Here is an 18,021-nt window from a genome sequence, read left to right as displayed (position 1 = left end):
GGCCAAAAATGCTTAATTGTCAGGGGCATCTGCTGCTTGTCTGATAACGCATTGCTGACAAATACAGGCTTTGCCTCTCTGAGTTGAAGGTACCTGCTCTAAAAGGGTCTGGCTAATTATCATATCCGCTTTATGACACCAACAATCAGCCGGATTATTATCAACTGATAAATTGCCACAAGCGTTTGGACCACCACATATGGGACATCTGTCAGCGAAGACGCCTTGACTCTCAGTCATATGTGATGAATTTTATCCAGTCGAGTATTCAAAAATTCAACCCCAGCCATAATGTATCTATCCTAATAATTGACTGGTGATAGAAGCATTGTTCGCCATACAAAACCATCAATGATAGTGGCTTGTTTAGTTCACTGATTGCTGATTCAGTTCAAGCCAGTCTGTTAGTAATAATGGTTTGTAAAAGTAATAACCTTGAATCAGATCACATGCCTTTGAGCGAAGGTACGTCGCTTGTGTAACCGTCTCAACACCTTCTGCAACCACTTTTAACTTCAGGGCTTTTGCCATTGATATCACCATATCCACAATCGGGTAATCCCCATCTTCACTATGGATTTTGTCAATGAACGACTTATCAATTTTTAATTCATCAATAGGCAATTGACTTAGATAGCTTAGATTGGATTGTCCCGTGCCAAAGTCATCAATCGCGATCCCAAACCCGGCTGTTTTGAGTGCATGGATAACCGATGTTAATAGATTGATATTCTCAGCCATCACTGATTCTGTGACTTCGAAAATAATCTGGTGAGTGGGCACATTATATTGTTTACATATGACTTCGAAGGTGTCAACTAATTTGGTATCAGCGAGCTGTCGAATACTGAGATTAACCGATATTTTTTTGTGAAAATCAGGCACTCGCTGTCTAATCGATTTGAGCATTTCACAGACCTCCTCAAGCACAAAATACCCAACATCCACAATCACACCTGTACTTTCTGCCACACCGATAAAATCTAATAGATTAAGTGGTGCTGAATTCACATTGTCCCAGCGTAATAACGCTTCAGCAGAATCCACCTGATTAACTGAATTGACTTTAGGTTGATAAACCACACTGAGTGAAGAAAAATCCAGACCACTTAACATAGATTGGGCAAGAGCAGCGACTTTCACAGTCCTGCCATAGTTTGTGTTTTCTACAAAAATGAGCTCACCAGATTTGCCTGTTTGTTTATGATTTTTCAGTGCATCTTCCAGCATGGGTAACATAGCACCATTTTTAACGGTGTCACTTTCAAAAAAAGACATGACCGCACTAATCGATAATTTATGCTTAAGTTGATGACTAACTGACTCTAATAAAATAGAAAAGGCATCCTGAACGGCATCTTTTATATTAGCGTAGTTAACCTTTTCAATAGGTTGAATTGATTTGATGATAAATATATCACCACCGACACGATATATTCTGACGGGTAGGTTTTGCATCAAATGCTTGAGCTCGGTGGCGACATCGACGAGTAACTGATTGCAGTGGGCATGGCCATAAACAGCATTCAATTCGTTAAACCTATCAATATTCAGCAGACAGCCGAGGTAGCTTGCCCTGTTACTTTTTTTACCATAGATTTTTTCTAAATCAAGTTCTAGCGCCTCTCTGGAATATACGCCTGTTAAAGAATCATATAGCGCGGCTTTGAGTAAGCGAGCTTGTGTTAATTTCTTCTCAAACTGATCACGGATCACATATAAGAAATGAAAATCCTGCTCGCTTTTATGTAAAGACACGCCTACTTCGACTTCGATAGTCTGACTATTTTGTTTGCTTAAATCCATCTGTTTGAATATGGGCGTGAAGTCATGCTGCTCAGTTATGGTTGATGTTTCTTGGTGATGAGCAAGTTGATCATCGGGAATAATATCTTTGATATTTCTATTGGTCAGGTCATCGTATCCAAAGAGAGACTGACTATAATCGTTAGCCAATTCTATGTTGCCTTCTACATCTGTGATCATGACGGCCTCAGTCAGCATGCTTAATAGATGTACAAATTGCTCTTTCAATTGCTCTAGTTGAGTCTGTGAAGTTGATTTAACGGTATTAGCTATATGCGTTCGATTGATCAGCATCGAACGAATTTTTCTCTCAAGTAACAGTTCGTTTACTGGTTTTGTAATAAAATCTATAGCACCATGAGATAATGACTTGAAGTGATTATCAAATTCGCCATGGGCGGTGATGACGATGACATTGATATGTTTCAGCTGCTCATTGTTGCTGAGTTCAGTTAAAACATCAAAGCCATCGACATCAGGAAGTCCGATATCTAACAAGATGATATCAGGAACGATATCCCTGGCTGTAGCTATGGCACTCGCCCCTGAGTTAGCCACATAAATATCGCCTAAACTTTTTAATACAGTTGATAATTCCAGAATAATGACTGGATCATCATCAACGATTAAAATTTTTGTTTCCATACTCATGCTATTCACTCATCAGTTACATTCAGTATTAGTTTTTTCACTTTCTTCTATACTAGAATAAGCTGCCAATTTATAGTTGTTTCTCCCACCACTCTTCACTTCATACAATAAATCATCGGCTTTTTTTATAAATTGATTGATGGTGTGCTTGGTATCGTGTTTGTTGATGACGACACAGCCAAAACTCATCGTCACGTTGATGGATATATTGTTGTAACTATATTCGGATGAAGCAATCGCCTGACGTAGTCTTCTTAAAATAATGTCGGCTTCTGCCTCCGTTGCTTCACAATAAATTAAAAATTCTTCACCACCAAACCTGGCAGCAGTCTCGAACGGCCGAATGCTATTTCGCATACGATTGGATACATCGATTAATACGCGATCACCAATTTGATGACCGTAGGTATCATTAATGTGTTTAAAAAAATCAATATCAGCGATGATAAGACAATGACTGATCGATTTATCAGAACGGGCTAGTCTGGCAAGGTGTGTTTCGCAGGCTTTAATGGCAGCGCGTCTATTTAATAAGCCGGTCAACTCATCTGTATCGGCCAGTGATAAAAGCTTTTGTTGCATCTTAACAATACGCTCACCCACTCTTAATCGAGCGATAAATACGGCACCATGAATAGGCTTTTCAATAAAATCATCAGCCCCCACGTCTAGTGCTTTTTGTTCGATTTGACCAAAAGAGTTGGAGGTAATCATGATGATATATGGCGTGAGACTTAAGTTCAGCGCTATGATTTTCTGACATAGCTCCAGGCCATTGACTTCTGGCATCATCCAGTCAACAACAATGATTTCCGGACTAGTGTCTCTGTTTGAGATAATTTCAATCGCTTGAGTGGCGTTATTGGCTATTAACGCATTCATACCTGCTTTTTGTACAAAGCTACTAGTCGTGATGCAATCGATATCATTGTCGTCAACAATCAGTACATGCATGTGCATTTTTTCCATGACAGTGAATTTTGATACCAAGTTTCTACTTCTCAATCTTAACTATCAAGCCTTAATATTCATTTTTTATCAAATCCTATAGGATCAACACATCATTAAAATAATTTCTTCATAGATTGTTTTTTATGTCGATACATAAAAAATACCAACTCTGTTACTCTCAGTGCATAGCTAAGGGAAGATCATGGATTCAGAAAAAATCTTTACTCAACCAAAAGATAATATCTCTGTCGGGAGACGTTCTTTTATCAAAAAATCTGGTGTATTAGCTGGCCTATCCGTTTTATCAAGCAAAGCGCCCTTTGTCTTTGCCAGAACGACACCAACTTTACGCGTGATGGGCACACACGTGACGCTACAAGAAGAGATAAGACAACAAGCCATGGCTGATCTTGGTATTAATATCGTTTTTGAACCAGGTGGCGAGGCTGAGCTTATTCAAAAAGCCACAACACAACCAGGTTCCTTTGATATCTATGAGCAATGGACCGATAGTATTCGACAGCTCTGGCAGGCATCTGTAATTCAGCCCATTGATACGGAACGTTTAAACTACTGGGATGAAATCAATGCCCTATCAAAAACAGGGAAAATTGCACCTGAAGCTAATATTGGCTTAGGTGATGCACCACATAAAATTTTAAATATTCAAGCTGATGGCAGTTTAGGAACTGAATTCACCGGCAAGATTAGTTTTTTACCCTATGTTCACAATGTGGATTCATTTGGCTATAACACGAATGCCATAAAAAAAGGCATTCCGTATGAAACGGAAAGTTGGTCCTGGTTACTAGATGAGCAATATCGCGGAAAAGTGGGCATTGTTAATTCTCCGACCATCGGTATCTTTGATTTGGCTCTGGCTGCAGAGAGTAAAGGTCTGATTAATTTCAATGATATGAGCGATATGACGCAAACCGAAATTGATGGCCTCTTTTCTATTTTGCTGGATTTCAAAAAACAACATCACTTTGCAGGTTTCTGGAATTCGGTACCTCAATCAATTGATTATATGCGTCAAGGTCGGGTACACCTGGAAAGCATGTTTTCACCGGCAGTATCAGCACTCAATGGCGATGGCATACCAGTTACTTATGCAGCCCCCAGAGAAGGTTACCGTGCCTGGCATGGTGTGATGTGTTTATCCAGTGAATGCCAAGGGTTTGTCAAAGATGCCGCTTATGATTATATGAACTGGTGGCTAAGTGGTTGGGCTGGTGCTTATGTTGCCCGTCAAGGTTATTACATTTCAAATCCGGAACGATCAAAACCTTTATTAGACAAAAATGAATGGGATTACTGGTATGAAGGAAAAGAGGCCACAGCGGATCTAAAAGGTACGGATGGCAAGATTTCAGTCAAGGCTGGTGATATCCGTACCGGCGGAGCCTACACCACACGATTAAGCAATATCGCTGTCTGGAATACGGTTATGCCAAATTATGATTATTCGCTACAAAAATGGTATGAGTTTTTATTAGCATGAGTAAATGGCATCAATCTACACTGATGAGTCAGCTTGGGATACGCAAGCGTGTCTTTATTGGTTTCGCCAGCCTTGCGTTGATTTCTTTGTTTATTGTCATTGTGAATTTATTTTCTCTGACAAATGTTGAAAAACTATTCAATGACTATACAAAGTCTATTTCTTATACACGGCTGATGTCTGAAGTCGAAGCAGATATTATTGAACTTAATCGAAAAATATTAGTATTTCGCATCACGGATAGTCAGTCATCCATTACAGATATTCAACGATTATTAAAAAACCTACAAACGAGTATTCATAGTCTTTCTGTTTCATCGGAGTCCAGTGAGGAATCAGCTGCCATTTATCCCAAATTTACCGATTCACTTGAGAACCTCTACGAGAAAACGGCAAAATTGAATGATGAACGTTTGGTGTTAAAGCAGTTACATAGTCAACTGGAACAACAGTTTAGTTCTGTTTATGACATGCTCGACACCATGACAAAGCAACATAAGAAGTCTGAAGAAGTGATTTTATTGTATGAAATTCGTTCTTCGATCGCTTTTGCTCAGAATCAAATTATTCAATACTTTCAGAGCCGTACCAACAAAACGCGTTTAAATTTCGTTGACACATTTAATCAAGCAAAAACGGATATTGCTGTCTATTCAGAGCTCGCTTCCACCTCTGAAAAAGAAAGACAATTAATCATTAATCTCAACAATCAACTTGATACCATCAAAAATACCTTCTTTCGTACGATTCAAGCAGATCGCAATTTTATTTTTCTGGTCAATGTGGTGATTGCAGGGGAAGCCTCTGAATTAAAAAGCCTGTCTGTGCAATTAAAAGATTATTCCATTGAGAGACAAACAGCACTTTTTAGTAGCACCAATAATAATCTGCAACTATATAAGTTTATCGCTTTTATCGGTTCCTTTTTTCTGATGGCCATCGCCCTCATGATTTCTGGCAGGGTCAGTCGCGCTATCACGGTCCCCATTTCTGATATCAGTAAGACATTTGAAGATATCAGTTCTGGTCGAGAAACCTTATCTATTCCTGGTATCGATCGGCATGATGAAATAGGTAAGTTAGCCCGATCGGCTACCTTATTTAAACAAAGTGCGGATGAAACAAAACGCCTCTTAAAAGAAACAGAAGAATTAGCTGAAAAATTAAGTTTAAGAGAAGTGGAGCTGGAACTGTCTGCGAAGAAAGCAAATGCAGCCGCCGATGCAAAAAGTGCTTTTCTGGCGAATATGAGTCATGAGATAAGAACACCAATGAATGGCATCCTTGGCATGATTAATCTGCTAAGCGATACCCAACTTACGGAAAAACAACATCAGTTTGCCCACAACATTAAAATCAGTGCCGAATCATTGATGCGAATCATTAATGATATTCTGGATTATTCAAAAATTGAGTCTGGCAAGCTCTCTATTGAAGAAATGGCATTTAATTTAGAAAAACTGATTTCAGATATTGGCAGAGTGGTTGAACCCAATGCACATAATAAAGGCCTTCAAGTCCTCTGCCCTGCCAATGCAATTGAGAATGTACAAATTATTTCTGATCCAATTCGTCTCAGACAAATCCTGCTTAACCTGCTTTCTAACGCCGTCAAATTTACCGAAAATGGTTCAGTCGAACTCATGATTGATATCAAGTCAGTCGATGACAACAGCCTTAACCTTGATTTTTCTGTTATTGATACTGGCATCGGCATATCAGAAGAAGAGCTGACCAATTTATTTGAGCGGTTTAGCCAACTTGATTCAGCTTCAACCAGAAAAGCCGGTGGTACCGGTCTTGGGTTAGCTATCAGTGCTGAGTTAGTGAGCATGCTGGGAGGACAACTGGAAGTTGACTCAACTGTTGGGGCTGGCAGTCATTTTTATTTCACCATTACGGTGAAAAAAGATAAGGTTTTACCTCCTCGAGTACTGACCACAAAATTCACACAATTTTTTGCCTATACCAGTAATGAAAAATTAAGCACCTATTTAGAAAGCTTATTTACTAAATGGGGAAATCATCTACATATCACCTCTTCATTACTGCTGATTGAGACAACGGTTCGAGAGGAAGATACCGATGTGGTGCTGATGGTTGATAGCGCCATGCTGAACCACATCAACGAAAATAAACTCAAACAACTCAAATCCAAAAATATTAAGATTATTTTGCTGTCATCATTGGCAGATGATTTGAGTCGTTCACTGATAAGTGATTTATCAGATGTCACCGTGATCAAACCTATCAGTGCGTCAGAGTTATTTAATGCGAGCCGCTTATTATCAGAACAGCTTATCGAGCAACATGCACAACCTACTGCAGACACTGCTTCGTTACCCACCTTTTCATCAAGTAAGGTCCTTCTGGTTGAAGACGATGAAATCAACCAGATGGTGGCCAGCGGTATCCTCGCGAAATATGGAATGATGGCTGATATTGCAGAAAATGGTGAAGTCGCTTTAAATAAACTGCGTGAGAAGCAATACGATATTGTCTTTATGGATTGTATGATGCCGGTCATGGATGGCTTTACCGCCACACAACAGCTTCGCTCAGGTCAGGCCGGGGAGTTCAATCTGTCGACCCCGGTTATCGCCCTCACAGCAGATGTGATGGAAGGTGTAAAAGAAAAATGTCTCTCAGCAGGTATGTCAGACTATTTAACCAAACCGATAATGCCCAATACCCTGTTAGATATGCTAAAAAAATGGCTTTAATGATGGAGCATTTTTTCCATCAATAATCGTAATTGCACAGGTTTGATAGGCTTTTGTAGTCGTAAAAAGCCATGGTCTTTAATCTCATTAATCACAGACTCACTGGTGTCTCCGGTGATAATAATGGCTGATGTTTTTCCTATAATAGATTCAATATAAGAGACAAAAGCACAACCGTTGTAATCACCAGGCATCCTGTAGTCAACGAGTAGAAACTCGGGAGGAGCCTCTGATTTAATGGCTTCAATTGCCGCTTCTGTCGATGTATATGCGCGGCATTCACATCCCCAGCTATTGAGTAACTCAGTCATCGCCTCAACAATACTTAGCTCATTATCGACAATCATGACGTTAAGATTTTCTAATCTATTTTGACGCAGTGATAAGCTAGGTGTTGTAGCCCCTACAGCATTATTGTCTTCATCACTTAATGGCAGACATAAAATAATCTCTGTGCCCTTTCCTACTTCAGACTGTATATGGAAAGAGTGCTCAAGCAGATCCAGAATCCGACGAACGATGGCTAAGCCCAGTCCCAGCCCTTTTTGTCTGTTTCTTTCAGGATTGTGGAGCTGAACAAACTCATCAAAAATATCATTGAGCGAATCCTCAGGAATCCCAATACCGCTATCGACAATATGCAAACGAATGTGTGTTTTATCTTTCTCAGAAAGGTAAACAGTGACGCCGCCTTGTTTTGTATAACGAATCGCATTCACTAATAAATTCGTTATCACCCGCTCTATTAATAAGGGATCAGTAAATACGTTATAAGACGCTGTTTGCATATCAAAACTAAGTTGATGTCTTGCAGCATCAATTTCAAATGGCGCTTTTATTTTTTCTAACAAACTGCCTATATCAAAGCTGACTTTATTGGCATGAACGATATCCGCATCCAGCCGAGAGATATCGAGCAATACATCCAACAACTCATTTAATGACTGAAGGCCCTGTTGAATATTTTGAATATCTTGTTGTTGAGATGCTGATGTTAGTTTTTGACCGAGTAGCTCGGTGAATAAATTAACGGCATGTAAAGGTTGACGTAAATCATGACTGGCAGAGGCTAGAAAGCGTGATTTATCACGATTGGCTTTATCAGCGACCTCTTTTTGTTCTTGTAGATCGCGAATAAGGTCCAAGTTTTCATATTGTAATTTCAGTGACTGGACGATGACTTTATACAGGTTTAAACAAAAGGCAAATGTCGCAGCTAAATAGACAATAGAGCCAAACCCCATCCAATTATAAAAATGCTCATCCTGAAACAGCATAATCAGGCTAAGAGGCAACATGGTAGGCAGAGAAAAAGCAGCATAAGCAACAGGTCTGGCAGAGAGTGAAGCCAAGCTGCCTGCCAGCATGCACACTAATGTCAAAATCACAAAGGCGATGTTAGAAATGTGCGCCGGATCAAAAAACAGGATGCCCGCCGTCCCCCATATACAGCCAGAAAAAAAGGCTAATAAAATCTGGACTCTGCCATATTGGAAAACCTCTGTAGTCTGCGCTGTTTCAATATTTAAGCTTTGGTAATGCCACCATCTCACGATGATTAATAGATATAAGACAGTAAACCAGGCAATAGCGGCCAGCGAATACGATGTATTCTGCATGACGAGTGTGATGGGGATGGCACCAAGTGCATTACCGATAAGGGTGGCGGGACAATTACGATGAGCAATCAGAATTTTTTCAATATCTATCTTTTGTTGATATCGCCCCAGATCAGTAGACGATTGTTGGTTAGTAAATCGAAACATTAATCCAAACCAAGTTGGTGAGCTTTTTTACCGGCTTCGCTACGGCTTTGTGTACCCAATGCTTGAAAAATGGCACTGACGTGTGATTTCACGGTTGGCATGCTTATCGAGAGCTGTTCAGCAATCGCCTGATTAGAGAATCCCTGCCTCATCAGCCTTAACACTTCAAGCTGACGCTGGGTAAGATTGTGCTGACTCGCCCACTGCTCTGCTTTTGGTTTTAGCTTGTCCATGTCACTGTCTGGAAACACTTTCTGACCCAACATCACTTGCTCGATGGTCTGAAGAATGGTCTCTCCTGATGACGACTTAGGAATAAAACTCATGGCACCGAGGTTAAAGGCAGTATCAATATCTATCGGATCAGTCGATGCTGAAACAATAATAATCGGCACCAGACACGATGAATCCGATAAGGACGCTAACAACTGAAAGCCATCCATGATCGGCAAACGAAGATCAATCAAGGCCACGTCATATTGTCCCGAACTTAACTTATCAAAGGCCTCTTTACCGTTATTGACAGTATCAATGATATCAATGCTATCTGCCTTGCTGAGTAAGGCTGATAAGCCATCTAAAAATAACTGATGGTCATCAACTAGTAATAGTTTCACGTCTGCGCCTGCCTTTTATTATTTTTATAGGTCATTATTCATAAAATTGAAAAATCAGCCTAGTTTAAATGAAAAAAAAGCCGTCATTAACGACGGCTTTTTCCTCGCGTTTCACATTGACTTTAACGTTGGCTCACACGACGGCGTATACCAATAAATCCCAGCAGTGCTGGTGCAAACAAGAAAATGGCTGCCGGTACGGGTACCGCACTGACACTTTCAGTAATCACCAGATTGGCAAAGGTATCACCGAAGATCACATCAAAATCAAAGCCACTCATCAGCGGCAGAATGATGTTATCAAAACTGCCGACCAAGCTGCTGAAGGTCATGAAATTAAAGATCCCGGCTTTAAGTTCTGAACCGATAAAGTCAAAACTCAACACACCCGCTAGTGTCGCCACGCCATTCACAGCAAATACATCCGTGCTATTACCATCAAACTCGATATTCATTGCACCAAATGTACCTTGGGTGTAGTTGCCATTCACCGTCAGTTTACCGATAGAGTTACCTGGGGTCAGGCTGGCATAATCGCTATAGCTGGTGCCGTTCACGAACACATTGCTATTAATCACGCCGTGACCGTTCAAGTTACCGCCATTAATGTTGACGTTCTTTTGGGTCATGCTGCCATTTACTGTGGTACTGCCAGCGGTTTGAATAAACTCACCAGTGCCAGACACAATGTGGCCATCCGTCGTAATAAATTGACCAGAGTTGGTGATGATGCCGTTATTTTTCAGTGTCCCTTGATTAGATAAGACACCGGCATTCTCAATCGTTGCTTGGTTGTTGATCTCACCAAAGTTAGTGAAGTTACCGCTACTTTTATTGCTTATCTTTGAGGTATTTGATAGCGAACCAGTGGAGACATTGGTCAGTTTTCCTTCATTGGAGAGGCTATTTTTATTATACATAAGCCAGTGATTATTAAACTCACCGGTGTTAGTGATGACACCGTTATTCTCCATGGCCAGCGTATTGAACTCACCGGCATTAGCGAATGTGTTGTTGTTATAAAACTCCCCGGTATTATTAAAAAGCGCCCCCGTGTTATTCGTTATGCGACCTGCATTGGTGAGTCTATTATCGCTAATAAATCGACCGCTATTATTGATTTGGCCGGATGAAGCCACATTCAGATCACCTGAGGTTGAGTTAGTCAGCTGACCGCTATTGCTCAGTACCCCCTCAACGATGAACTCATCGTTATTATTGAGCACGCCGGTATTATTGAGTGTTGCACCGACTTTATTTTTTAAGACAGAGGCATTAGTCAGTGTGCCAGCATTCTCAACGGTGCCGCTATTTACAAACACGCCAGTATTGACAATATTGCCTCCAGCCAGGTTTGTCACGGTAGCGAAGTTATTGAACGTACTGGTGTCATTATTATTTATCACACCAGTATTGGTAATGGTGTTTTCATTATCCAGCAGCCAATAACTTGTCAGCGTGCCGGCATTGACAATAGTTCCGGTATTTTGAAGGCCGACAGAGTTAATTGCCCCATCACTATTCAAGGTGCCATTGTTAAAAAACTCTTCCGTGTTATTGATTGTGCCGTTAATCGCATTATTGATAACACCATAATTTATCAGCCGAGCGTCATTTGACAGCATTCCCCGATTTGTCATCGTGCCAGTGCTAGACAGTGTCATCTCAGCCGAACCGGTATTACTGATGTAATTGTAGTTAGTTAACTGGCCACTGGTTGAAAACGCACCCGTATTATTTATTTGTCGGTGATTAATCAAGGTGCCATTATTCGCTAAGGTACCTGAGTTATTCAGCGTGCCATCGTTCGTTAAAGTGCCGGAAGCACTGTTGGTGAATAAGGTTTCATTATCAAGCTGACTGTAATAGCTCATATTAAACTCACCTTCATTGGTGATGTTCGAGGGTGAATATTTTTGATTGAGCAATTTGCCCTTCAGGTTAAGGGTGCCATCAGATGTATTGATGAGGGTATTGACGTTAGTAAAGTCTGCATAGTCATCAATCAAAAACTGGCCGTTATTCATGACGCTGCCATTGATAAATTCACCCTGAGCAATAAATTGGCCCTGATTATTGATAACTCCATAATTTGCCATTGTGGAATATAAGGTGGAGGTAAATGTGCCCTTATTGTTCAGAACACCGCCATTGGCAAACACACCATTGTTGAGAAATTGCCCATTTTCGTTGTTATTAAAAGTGCCAGCATTAGCAAATTGACCACTATCTGAGTTAATCAAGTTACCTGTATTATTGAGTGTGGCAATTGTGTTATTTCGGATAATGCCCTGATTGGTTAACGTACCACCTGCCTGATTACTGAGCGTACCATCGTTAGCAAATTCACTGGTGTTTGAGTTAATCAATGCACCCGCATTGTTGAGAGTGCCTGTTGCGTTATTAGTGATAATGCCCTTATTGGTTAATGTAGCTCCTGCCCGATTGCTGAGAGTGCCATCATTATTCAAACTCGCTGTTTCATCATTGACAAAACTAGCGTTATCCTTGTTGTTAAATGTGCTGTGTTCTTGATTATTGAAAATAGAGTGATTATTTACAACACCATTTGATTGATTACTAAAGCCGCTAGCATTGTTAAATGTCGAACCGCTATTATTATTGAGTATGCCATTATTAATGAATGCAGCCGACTTAGTATTATTCATGATGGCATTATTGTTTATCGTGCCATTGTTAGTGAGCCTGCCAACCCTGTATCCGCCTGAGTATGTCTTTCCAGATGTATTGCTAAATGTGGCGAAAGTATTATCAATTACACCTGTGTTGGTAAATGTTCCATATGTTTCAAATGATTTGTTATTGAGTATTTGTCCGTTGTTATTGAAATTACCTTCGTTGGCAACACTACCGTCGTTTCTGAATAGTCCATCATTAACGACCAAGCCAGAACTCAAATTATAGAAAATATTGTGGCTTGTAAAAATACCCGTGAGTTCATTATGAAAGCCATTGTTTCCTGACCCTGACCTATTGTAAAAATTGCCACTTTCTACTGTGCCAAGATTAATAAATTTACTATTACCATTATTATAAATACTGGCTTTGAGGCCGCTCATTGTCCCCTTAGATAAAATTCGAATTGTACCTTCGTTGTCTATCCTATTTCCTACTCCCCATTGACCATTACTAGAAATGTAACCTTTCTTATTGATAAGCTTATCAGTAATAAATCGAGAATTAGTGGCATTTAGGATATCTCCATAATAGTTCTTAAGCATCCCCTTTCCACTATCAAATTCACTGTTGTTTTCTATTACGCCATAGTTATTTATCTCACCACGATTATCTATTTTGCCTTTGTTAAAGACTGTTCCTGACTTAAGATTATCGAAATGACTCTTTCCAGACAGGCTAAGCGATCCAGCATCATCAACAGTCAACTTACTGGCATTCTCAAAATTCTTTGCGATATAACCATCACTAACTCTGATTGGGGATGTGTTTGTGCCATCTAGTTGTGTAGAAGCATGCACAACTGACGACGCCAGTAAAAATGAGCTGCACAGCAACGTAGTAGAGAGCGACAGAAACTGTCGTTGTTTATTTATCATCACTCGGATTCCTTGCGTTTGTGCAACCCAGCCACCTTGTTAAACAACAAGGCCTGTGGCTTTCCGTCCCTGATTCACACCAAGTTTGGCCGATTAAATAACACGCCGATCATAATGAAATGGGGTTATAGCGACTATCAGCCAAAAGTATGATTTTGTGAGAAAAATAAATAAGCAATAAAAAAGGGAGTCACTGACTCCCTTCTAAATATGGTGTGATAAGAGAAATTAACTTTCTTTCTTATCTTTGCAGGATGGGCGTTTATCACCCTTATGTTTTTTATGGGCCGCTGCGGCTTCTTCCTTGGTCACCTTGCCATCAGCATTAGTATCCATTTTTTCGAAGCGTTTTAATGCTGCCGCTGTGGCTTCCTCTTTTGTAATAACACCATCACCGTTGCTGTCGATATGAGCGAAATATCCTTTTTTATCATGTTTAGCCATATCGTCAGTTGATGCTGGTTCAGCGAATGTCACTGTGCTCATTGCCATCGCGGCTAATACTGAAAAAAGTGCTGTTTTCATCATTAATCCCTCTTGTATTGGTTGGGATTTTTAGATTACGCCGGTCAAAGTTAACAAATGGTTATCACAATAAAAAATCGGAATTATTTTTCGATAGCCGCTTTTATATAGTCGATGGCCTTTGTTATTTGTTGTTCATCTGAAAAACGTCCCAGACTGATGCGTAAGGATGATCCTGCTTCTTCATCCGTCAACCCAATCGCTTTTAATACATGTGAAAGCAAGACCATTTCACTGTTACAGGCAGAGCCTGTAGAAGCACAGACATTCGGCTGGAGTTTTTCTAATAGCTTATTCGCATCACAACCGATGAATTGCACATTGATATTGCCGGGATGACAATGACTTTGTGTGCCATTTAATTTAAATGGAATATGCGTCGCTTGCAGTTGCTGTAGAAACAAACGTTTCAAATGCGTTAATTGTTCGCGGTGAGTTTTTGCTTCTTGTTTTGTGATACGCATCGCTTCAGCAAAACCAACACAGAGAGGCGTGGCCAGGGTGCCTGAACGCATACCAAACTGTTGCCCTCCTCCCTGAATAAATGGTGGTAACTCGGCCTGCAGATCATTTTTGATAAATATCGCGCCAATACCTTTTGGGCCATACACTTTATGTGCAGACAAACTCAGCATATCGACATTCCAGTCTTTCACGTCAATATCCATCGCTTCCGGTGCTTGAGCCGCATCACAATGAAACAGAGCGCCTGCCGAGTGTGCCATTTCAGCAAAGGTTTTGACATCCTGAATAGTGCCAATTTCATTATTGACCGCCATAATGCAGACCAACAATGTCTGATCAGACAATAATGATTGATAAGCGTCTACATTAATCAGCCCGGTGTTATCGACTGGAATTTCTTTGACTTTGTAACCTAGTTTTGCGGCATAAAAATAGGCGGCATTTTTAATACATTTGTGTTCAATTTCACTGATAAGAATGTCACGACGTTCAGTAGTATTGCCAAATAACACACTGGCAATCGCCTGATTGTTCGACTCAGTCGCACCCGACGTAAAAATGACCTCTTCACTTGAGGCATTAATGCACTTTTCAATGGTGCTACGCGCAGTCTCAACCGCTGCCGCAGATTGCTGACCAAGCACATGGGCCGTGGAATGTGGATTAGCAAAAATCTCATTATTGTACGGTGCCATCGCGCTAACAACGCGAGGTTCTATCGGCGTGGTCGCCTGATAGTCGAGGTAAATTGAACTACCGATTTGCATTTCCTGCTCCACTTTTCGATGTCAATAAAATCGAAGGATTGATATAGATTGGCTGTATAGGATAGCGAGAAAAGCGGCTTATTGGCTATTTAAAATAGTGTTTATGGCGTTTAGTGTAAATATATAAACAAGAATAAAAGGCAAAAAAAAACTGTTACCGATGAGGAGTGAAATCGGTAACAGTTAGTAGATTCATCATTAGCAATTTATTTTTTTGTTATTTCTTGGTGCTTATTGATATCTGTGTGATTCCTTGTTTGCTCTTGGCTATCAATAAGACTCGAACTGGTAACACTATCTAGTTTTTTTGACTCAAAGCCTTTGTTATCGGCGACGGCAACAGAGGCTGAGCTAGCTATACTTAGGGCACTGATAGAGAGAAAGGTATTTAATCTGTTCATAGGATGACTCCTTAATTTGACTGAGCTAATACTTAGCTACAGTTCAGTTATAGCCTCACCAGGCTGAATTTATGCTGAACAGAATTAAGCGATTTGATGCGACGTATCAAAAAACTAACTGTTTCTTGATTATTTATTGTGCAAACAAGTGATATGGCGAACTTCCCGTCCAGCGCTTAAAGGCTCGTCGAAAATTATTCATGTCATTAAAACAGAGGTACTCGGCTATTTCCTGGCTATTCATCTGCCTAACCTCATACAAATAAATAGCGGTATGTTTTCTGACCAAGTCTAATTGTTGTTGAAAGCTGGTTTGATGCTTTTTGAGCTTTCGTTTCATGGATGCTGGGCTGAGACCAAATGAAAATGACACTTTATCCAAATTAGGCGGTTCGTCTATATGTGACTGAAGGTGGCTGTATATTTGATCAAGAAAACTATACGGGCTGTATTCTTCAGATAGTTGCTTGTCACTCTCTTTTAAGGCGCCCTGCATGCCAAACTTAGATGCATTCGGCCAAGGTGTATCCAAACAGTATCTGGGTAGCCGTATTCGGTTCATCTGTTGATTAAAGCAAATATCTTGTCCAAAGTTGACCCAATATTGTTCAACGTATTCAGGTTCATCGTAGCTAAATTCAAACTGCCAAGGCATTTTTTCACCAGCTAACCACGCCACCATCGACACAAAAGCGGACATGTAAGACTCAATAATAAATCTGTGTTGTTCTATGCTTCCTGTACTGTCAACCCAATACAAAAATAGCTCATCGTCATTTTCATAATATCGGGGCGTGAATAGTGGCGACAAAATGGCATGATATTCACAAAGAATCATTATTGCCTGACGTAAGTTACTCGCTTGCTGTAAAGCTTGACTCACAGAACCATAAAATCCAGGAAATAAACGCTGACCATATAAAAAGCTTATATCATCAGCATCCGCTAGTTTCTGACAGTTTTTGATTAACGTCAGATATTGGTCAGGACTAATGCGCTCTTCAGCCTGCTCAAAATCACCAAGCTGTAAACGCGTTCCTTTCAGTAGATGATACTCAGACACATCACGTGACAGTGCCAATTCGACTAATACAGCGGGCTGATAATGAGGTGTGATACAGGGTGTATCTAGCTCATATCCCAGCGTTTTCACCAGCTTTGCCATGGTTCAGATGGCAGGTGCAGCTGTTTGTTTACGCTGGCTAAGAAGTTGATTTAATCGTTTAATTAACGAATCAGAATCATCCCTTTTTGCCATGGTAATGGCGGTCGTCGCTGTTAAATAGACACGCTGCTGTGATTCCTGTGTACGGTAAGCAAAACTGGCTACCGCATGTTGCAGATCATGACTCAGCTGTTTTGCTTCAGCCTCATCGGTGTCATGTAAGATGATAACGAAACGGTCGCCAGCCAAGCGACAGATCAAATCCTTATCACGCAGGTTTAACAGTAATAGCTGACAGACCAGCTGGAGGATGTGATCGCCCTCTTTTATGCCATACAAGCGATTAATCACATTGAAATCATCAAGATCAATCGCGATGAGCGCCAATGGTTGTTGCTGTTTTTTACTCTCTGCCAAGGATAGCTTGAGCTGTTTTTTTAAATAAGCGCCGCCGCCAACAGGCATAAGCTTGTCAAACAAACGGTGCTCGCGAAAATACCGTTCACGTTTTACCATTTGAGCACTGATAGCAATTTCTTCCTGATGCCAATGATAGATACCAATACTTAATAATATTAAGGCAATCGGTATCGGCATACTTTCAAGCCAGTTGTGCCAGATTAAGGTTGATGGCATACGAATGAACTCATCCATAAAGTCCATCGACCAGGAAAAAACAATGGCGCATAAACCAAATGCCAACAGCCGCGTTACTCTGCCTGCAGGTCGACTCCGCAGTAATAAGGCCAACCAGAAAAAGGCTAGGATCACCATGCCGCCCTCTGACATAACATCCAACCAGTTCACCTCGGTTATCGGCTTTACATCACCCCATGCTCGTAAAATGAGGGTCCCGGAAACAATGGCTGTCGCCAAGCCATAAAAATAAGAAGTCTGTAAAAACGGTCGTTTTTTCATTGATTTAAGTGCACTAAATATCAGCTAGAAAAATTGAATGTTGGCGACACTACGCTAAAAAAATGACAGTGTTGTGACATCACATGCAGTCAATTTAGCTCACAAAAAAATGACTATTTCATCATTTTTTTATGTTTAAACCGTGCACCAAATAGTCATATGACGTTGTTTTTAAAGAATTAAGCTA

Annotated in this window: 13 protein-coding genes and 1 riboswitch; of the genes, 2 read left to right on the top strand and 11 right to left on the bottom strand. The window is 40.5% G+C overall.

Annotated elements, in window-relative coordinates; genetic code table 11:
- Positions 1 to 12 precede the first annotated feature (12 nt).
- From B3014_RS02190 to B3014_RS02180, 3 genes are all read right to left on the bottom strand, one after another.
- Positions 13 to 240, bottom strand: coding sequence for a cysteine-rich CWC family protein (locus B3014_RS02190; protein WP_289244281.1), 228 nt, complete (start codon positions 238 to 240; stop codon positions 13 to 15).
- Between the two features lie 126 nt (positions 241 to 366).
- Positions 367 to 2,457 carry a putative bifunctional diguanylate cyclase/phosphodiesterase gene (locus tag B3014_RS02185; RefSeq protein WP_289244280.1) on the bottom strand — a complete coding sequence of 697 codons (2,091 nt, stop codon included), beginning with the start codon at positions 2,455 to 2,457 and terminating at the stop codon, positions 367 to 369.
- Between the two features lie 12 nt (positions 2,458 to 2,469).
- Positions 2,470 to 3,411: a GGDEF domain-containing response regulator gene (locus tag B3014_RS02180; RefSeq protein ID WP_289244279.1), complete on the bottom strand. Its 942-nt coding sequence runs from the start codon at positions 3,409 to 3,411 to the stop codon at positions 2,470 to 2,472.
- Positions 3,412 to 3,610: 199 nt separating this feature from the next.
- On the opposite strand from B3014_RS02180, the gene B3014_RS02175 reads away from it, so the two are divergent.
- Positions 3,611 to 4,912: an ABC transporter substrate-binding protein gene (locus B3014_RS02175; RefSeq protein WP_289244278.1), complete on the top strand. Its 1,302-nt coding sequence runs from the start codon at positions 3,611 to 3,613 to the stop codon at positions 4,910 to 4,912.
- Positions 4,909 to 7,635: an ATP-binding protein gene (locus B3014_RS02170; RefSeq protein WP_289244277.1), complete on the top strand. Its 2,727-nt coding sequence runs from the start codon at positions 4,909 to 4,911 to the stop codon at positions 7,633 to 7,635. Before B3014_RS02175 ends, B3014_RS02170 begins: the two co-directional genes overlap by 4 nt.
- Here the strand turns inward: B3014_RS02170 and B3014_RS02165 are convergent.
- From B3014_RS02165 to B3014_RS02130, 8 genes are all read right to left on the bottom strand, one after another.
- Positions 7,632 to 9,401: a hybrid sensor histidine kinase/response regulator gene (locus tag B3014_RS02165; RefSeq protein WP_289244276.1), complete on the bottom strand. Its 1,770-nt coding sequence runs from the start codon at positions 9,399 to 9,401 to the stop codon at positions 7,632 to 7,634. The genes B3014_RS02170 and B3014_RS02165 overlap by 4 nt on opposite strands.
- Complete coding sequence (locus tag B3014_RS02160; protein WP_289244275.1) at positions 9,401 to 10,018, bottom strand: response regulator; 618 nt, start codon at positions 10,016 to 10,018, stop codon at positions 9,401 to 9,403. The genes B3014_RS02165 and B3014_RS02160 overlap by 1 nt, the downstream gene beginning before the upstream one ends.
- 122 nt (positions 10,019 to 10,140) lie before the next feature.
- Complete coding sequence (locus B3014_RS02155; RefSeq protein ID WP_289244274.1) at positions 10,141 to 13,593, bottom strand: beta strand repeat-containing protein; 3,453 nt, start codon at positions 13,591 to 13,593, stop codon at positions 10,141 to 10,143.
- 18 nt (positions 13,594 to 13,611) lie between these two features.
- Positions 13,612 to 13,693: riboswitch (cyclic di-GMP riboswitch) on the bottom strand.
- Positions 13,694 to 13,821: 128 nt separating this feature from the next.
- Positions 13,822 to 14,121: a hypothetical protein gene (locus B3014_RS02150; protein ID WP_289244273.1), complete on the bottom strand. Its 300-nt coding sequence runs from the start codon at positions 14,119 to 14,121 to the stop codon at positions 13,822 to 13,824.
- An 80-nt stretch (positions 14,122 to 14,201) separates the two neighbouring features.
- On the bottom strand, positions 14,202 to 15,350 hold the full coding sequence (locus B3014_RS02145) for a cysteine desulfurase family protein (RefSeq protein ID WP_289244272.1): 1,149 nt from the start codon (positions 15,348 to 15,350) through the stop codon (positions 14,202 to 14,204).
- A gap of 206 nt (positions 15,351 to 15,556) precedes the next feature.
- The gene (locus B3014_RS02140; RefSeq protein ID WP_289244271.1) at positions 15,557 to 15,751 is read right to left on the bottom strand and encodes a hypothetical protein; all 195 of its coding nucleotides are present in this window, start codon (positions 15,749 to 15,751) and stop codon (positions 15,557 to 15,559) included.
- A 133-nt stretch (positions 15,752 to 15,884) separates the two neighbouring features.
- On the bottom strand, positions 15,885 to 16,904 hold the full coding sequence (locus B3014_RS02135) for an AraC family transcriptional regulator (RefSeq protein WP_289244270.1): 1,020 nt from the start codon (positions 16,902 to 16,904) through the stop codon (positions 15,885 to 15,887).
- Between the two features lie 15 nt (positions 16,905 to 16,919).
- Positions 16,920 to 17,834: a GGDEF domain-containing protein gene (locus B3014_RS02130; protein WP_289244269.1), complete on the bottom strand. Its 915-nt coding sequence runs from the start codon at positions 17,832 to 17,834 to the stop codon at positions 16,920 to 16,922.
- Between the last annotated feature and the right edge of the window lie 187 nt (positions 17,835 to 18,021).

This window comes from Methylophaga sp. UBA678 (genome assembly GCF_002299105.1).
GTDB classification, from domain to species: Bacteria; Pseudomonadota; Gammaproteobacteria; order Nitrosococcales; family Methylophagaceae; genus Methylophaga; species Methylophaga marina.
This window is presented reverse-complemented; position numbering and strand designations above follow the sequence as displayed.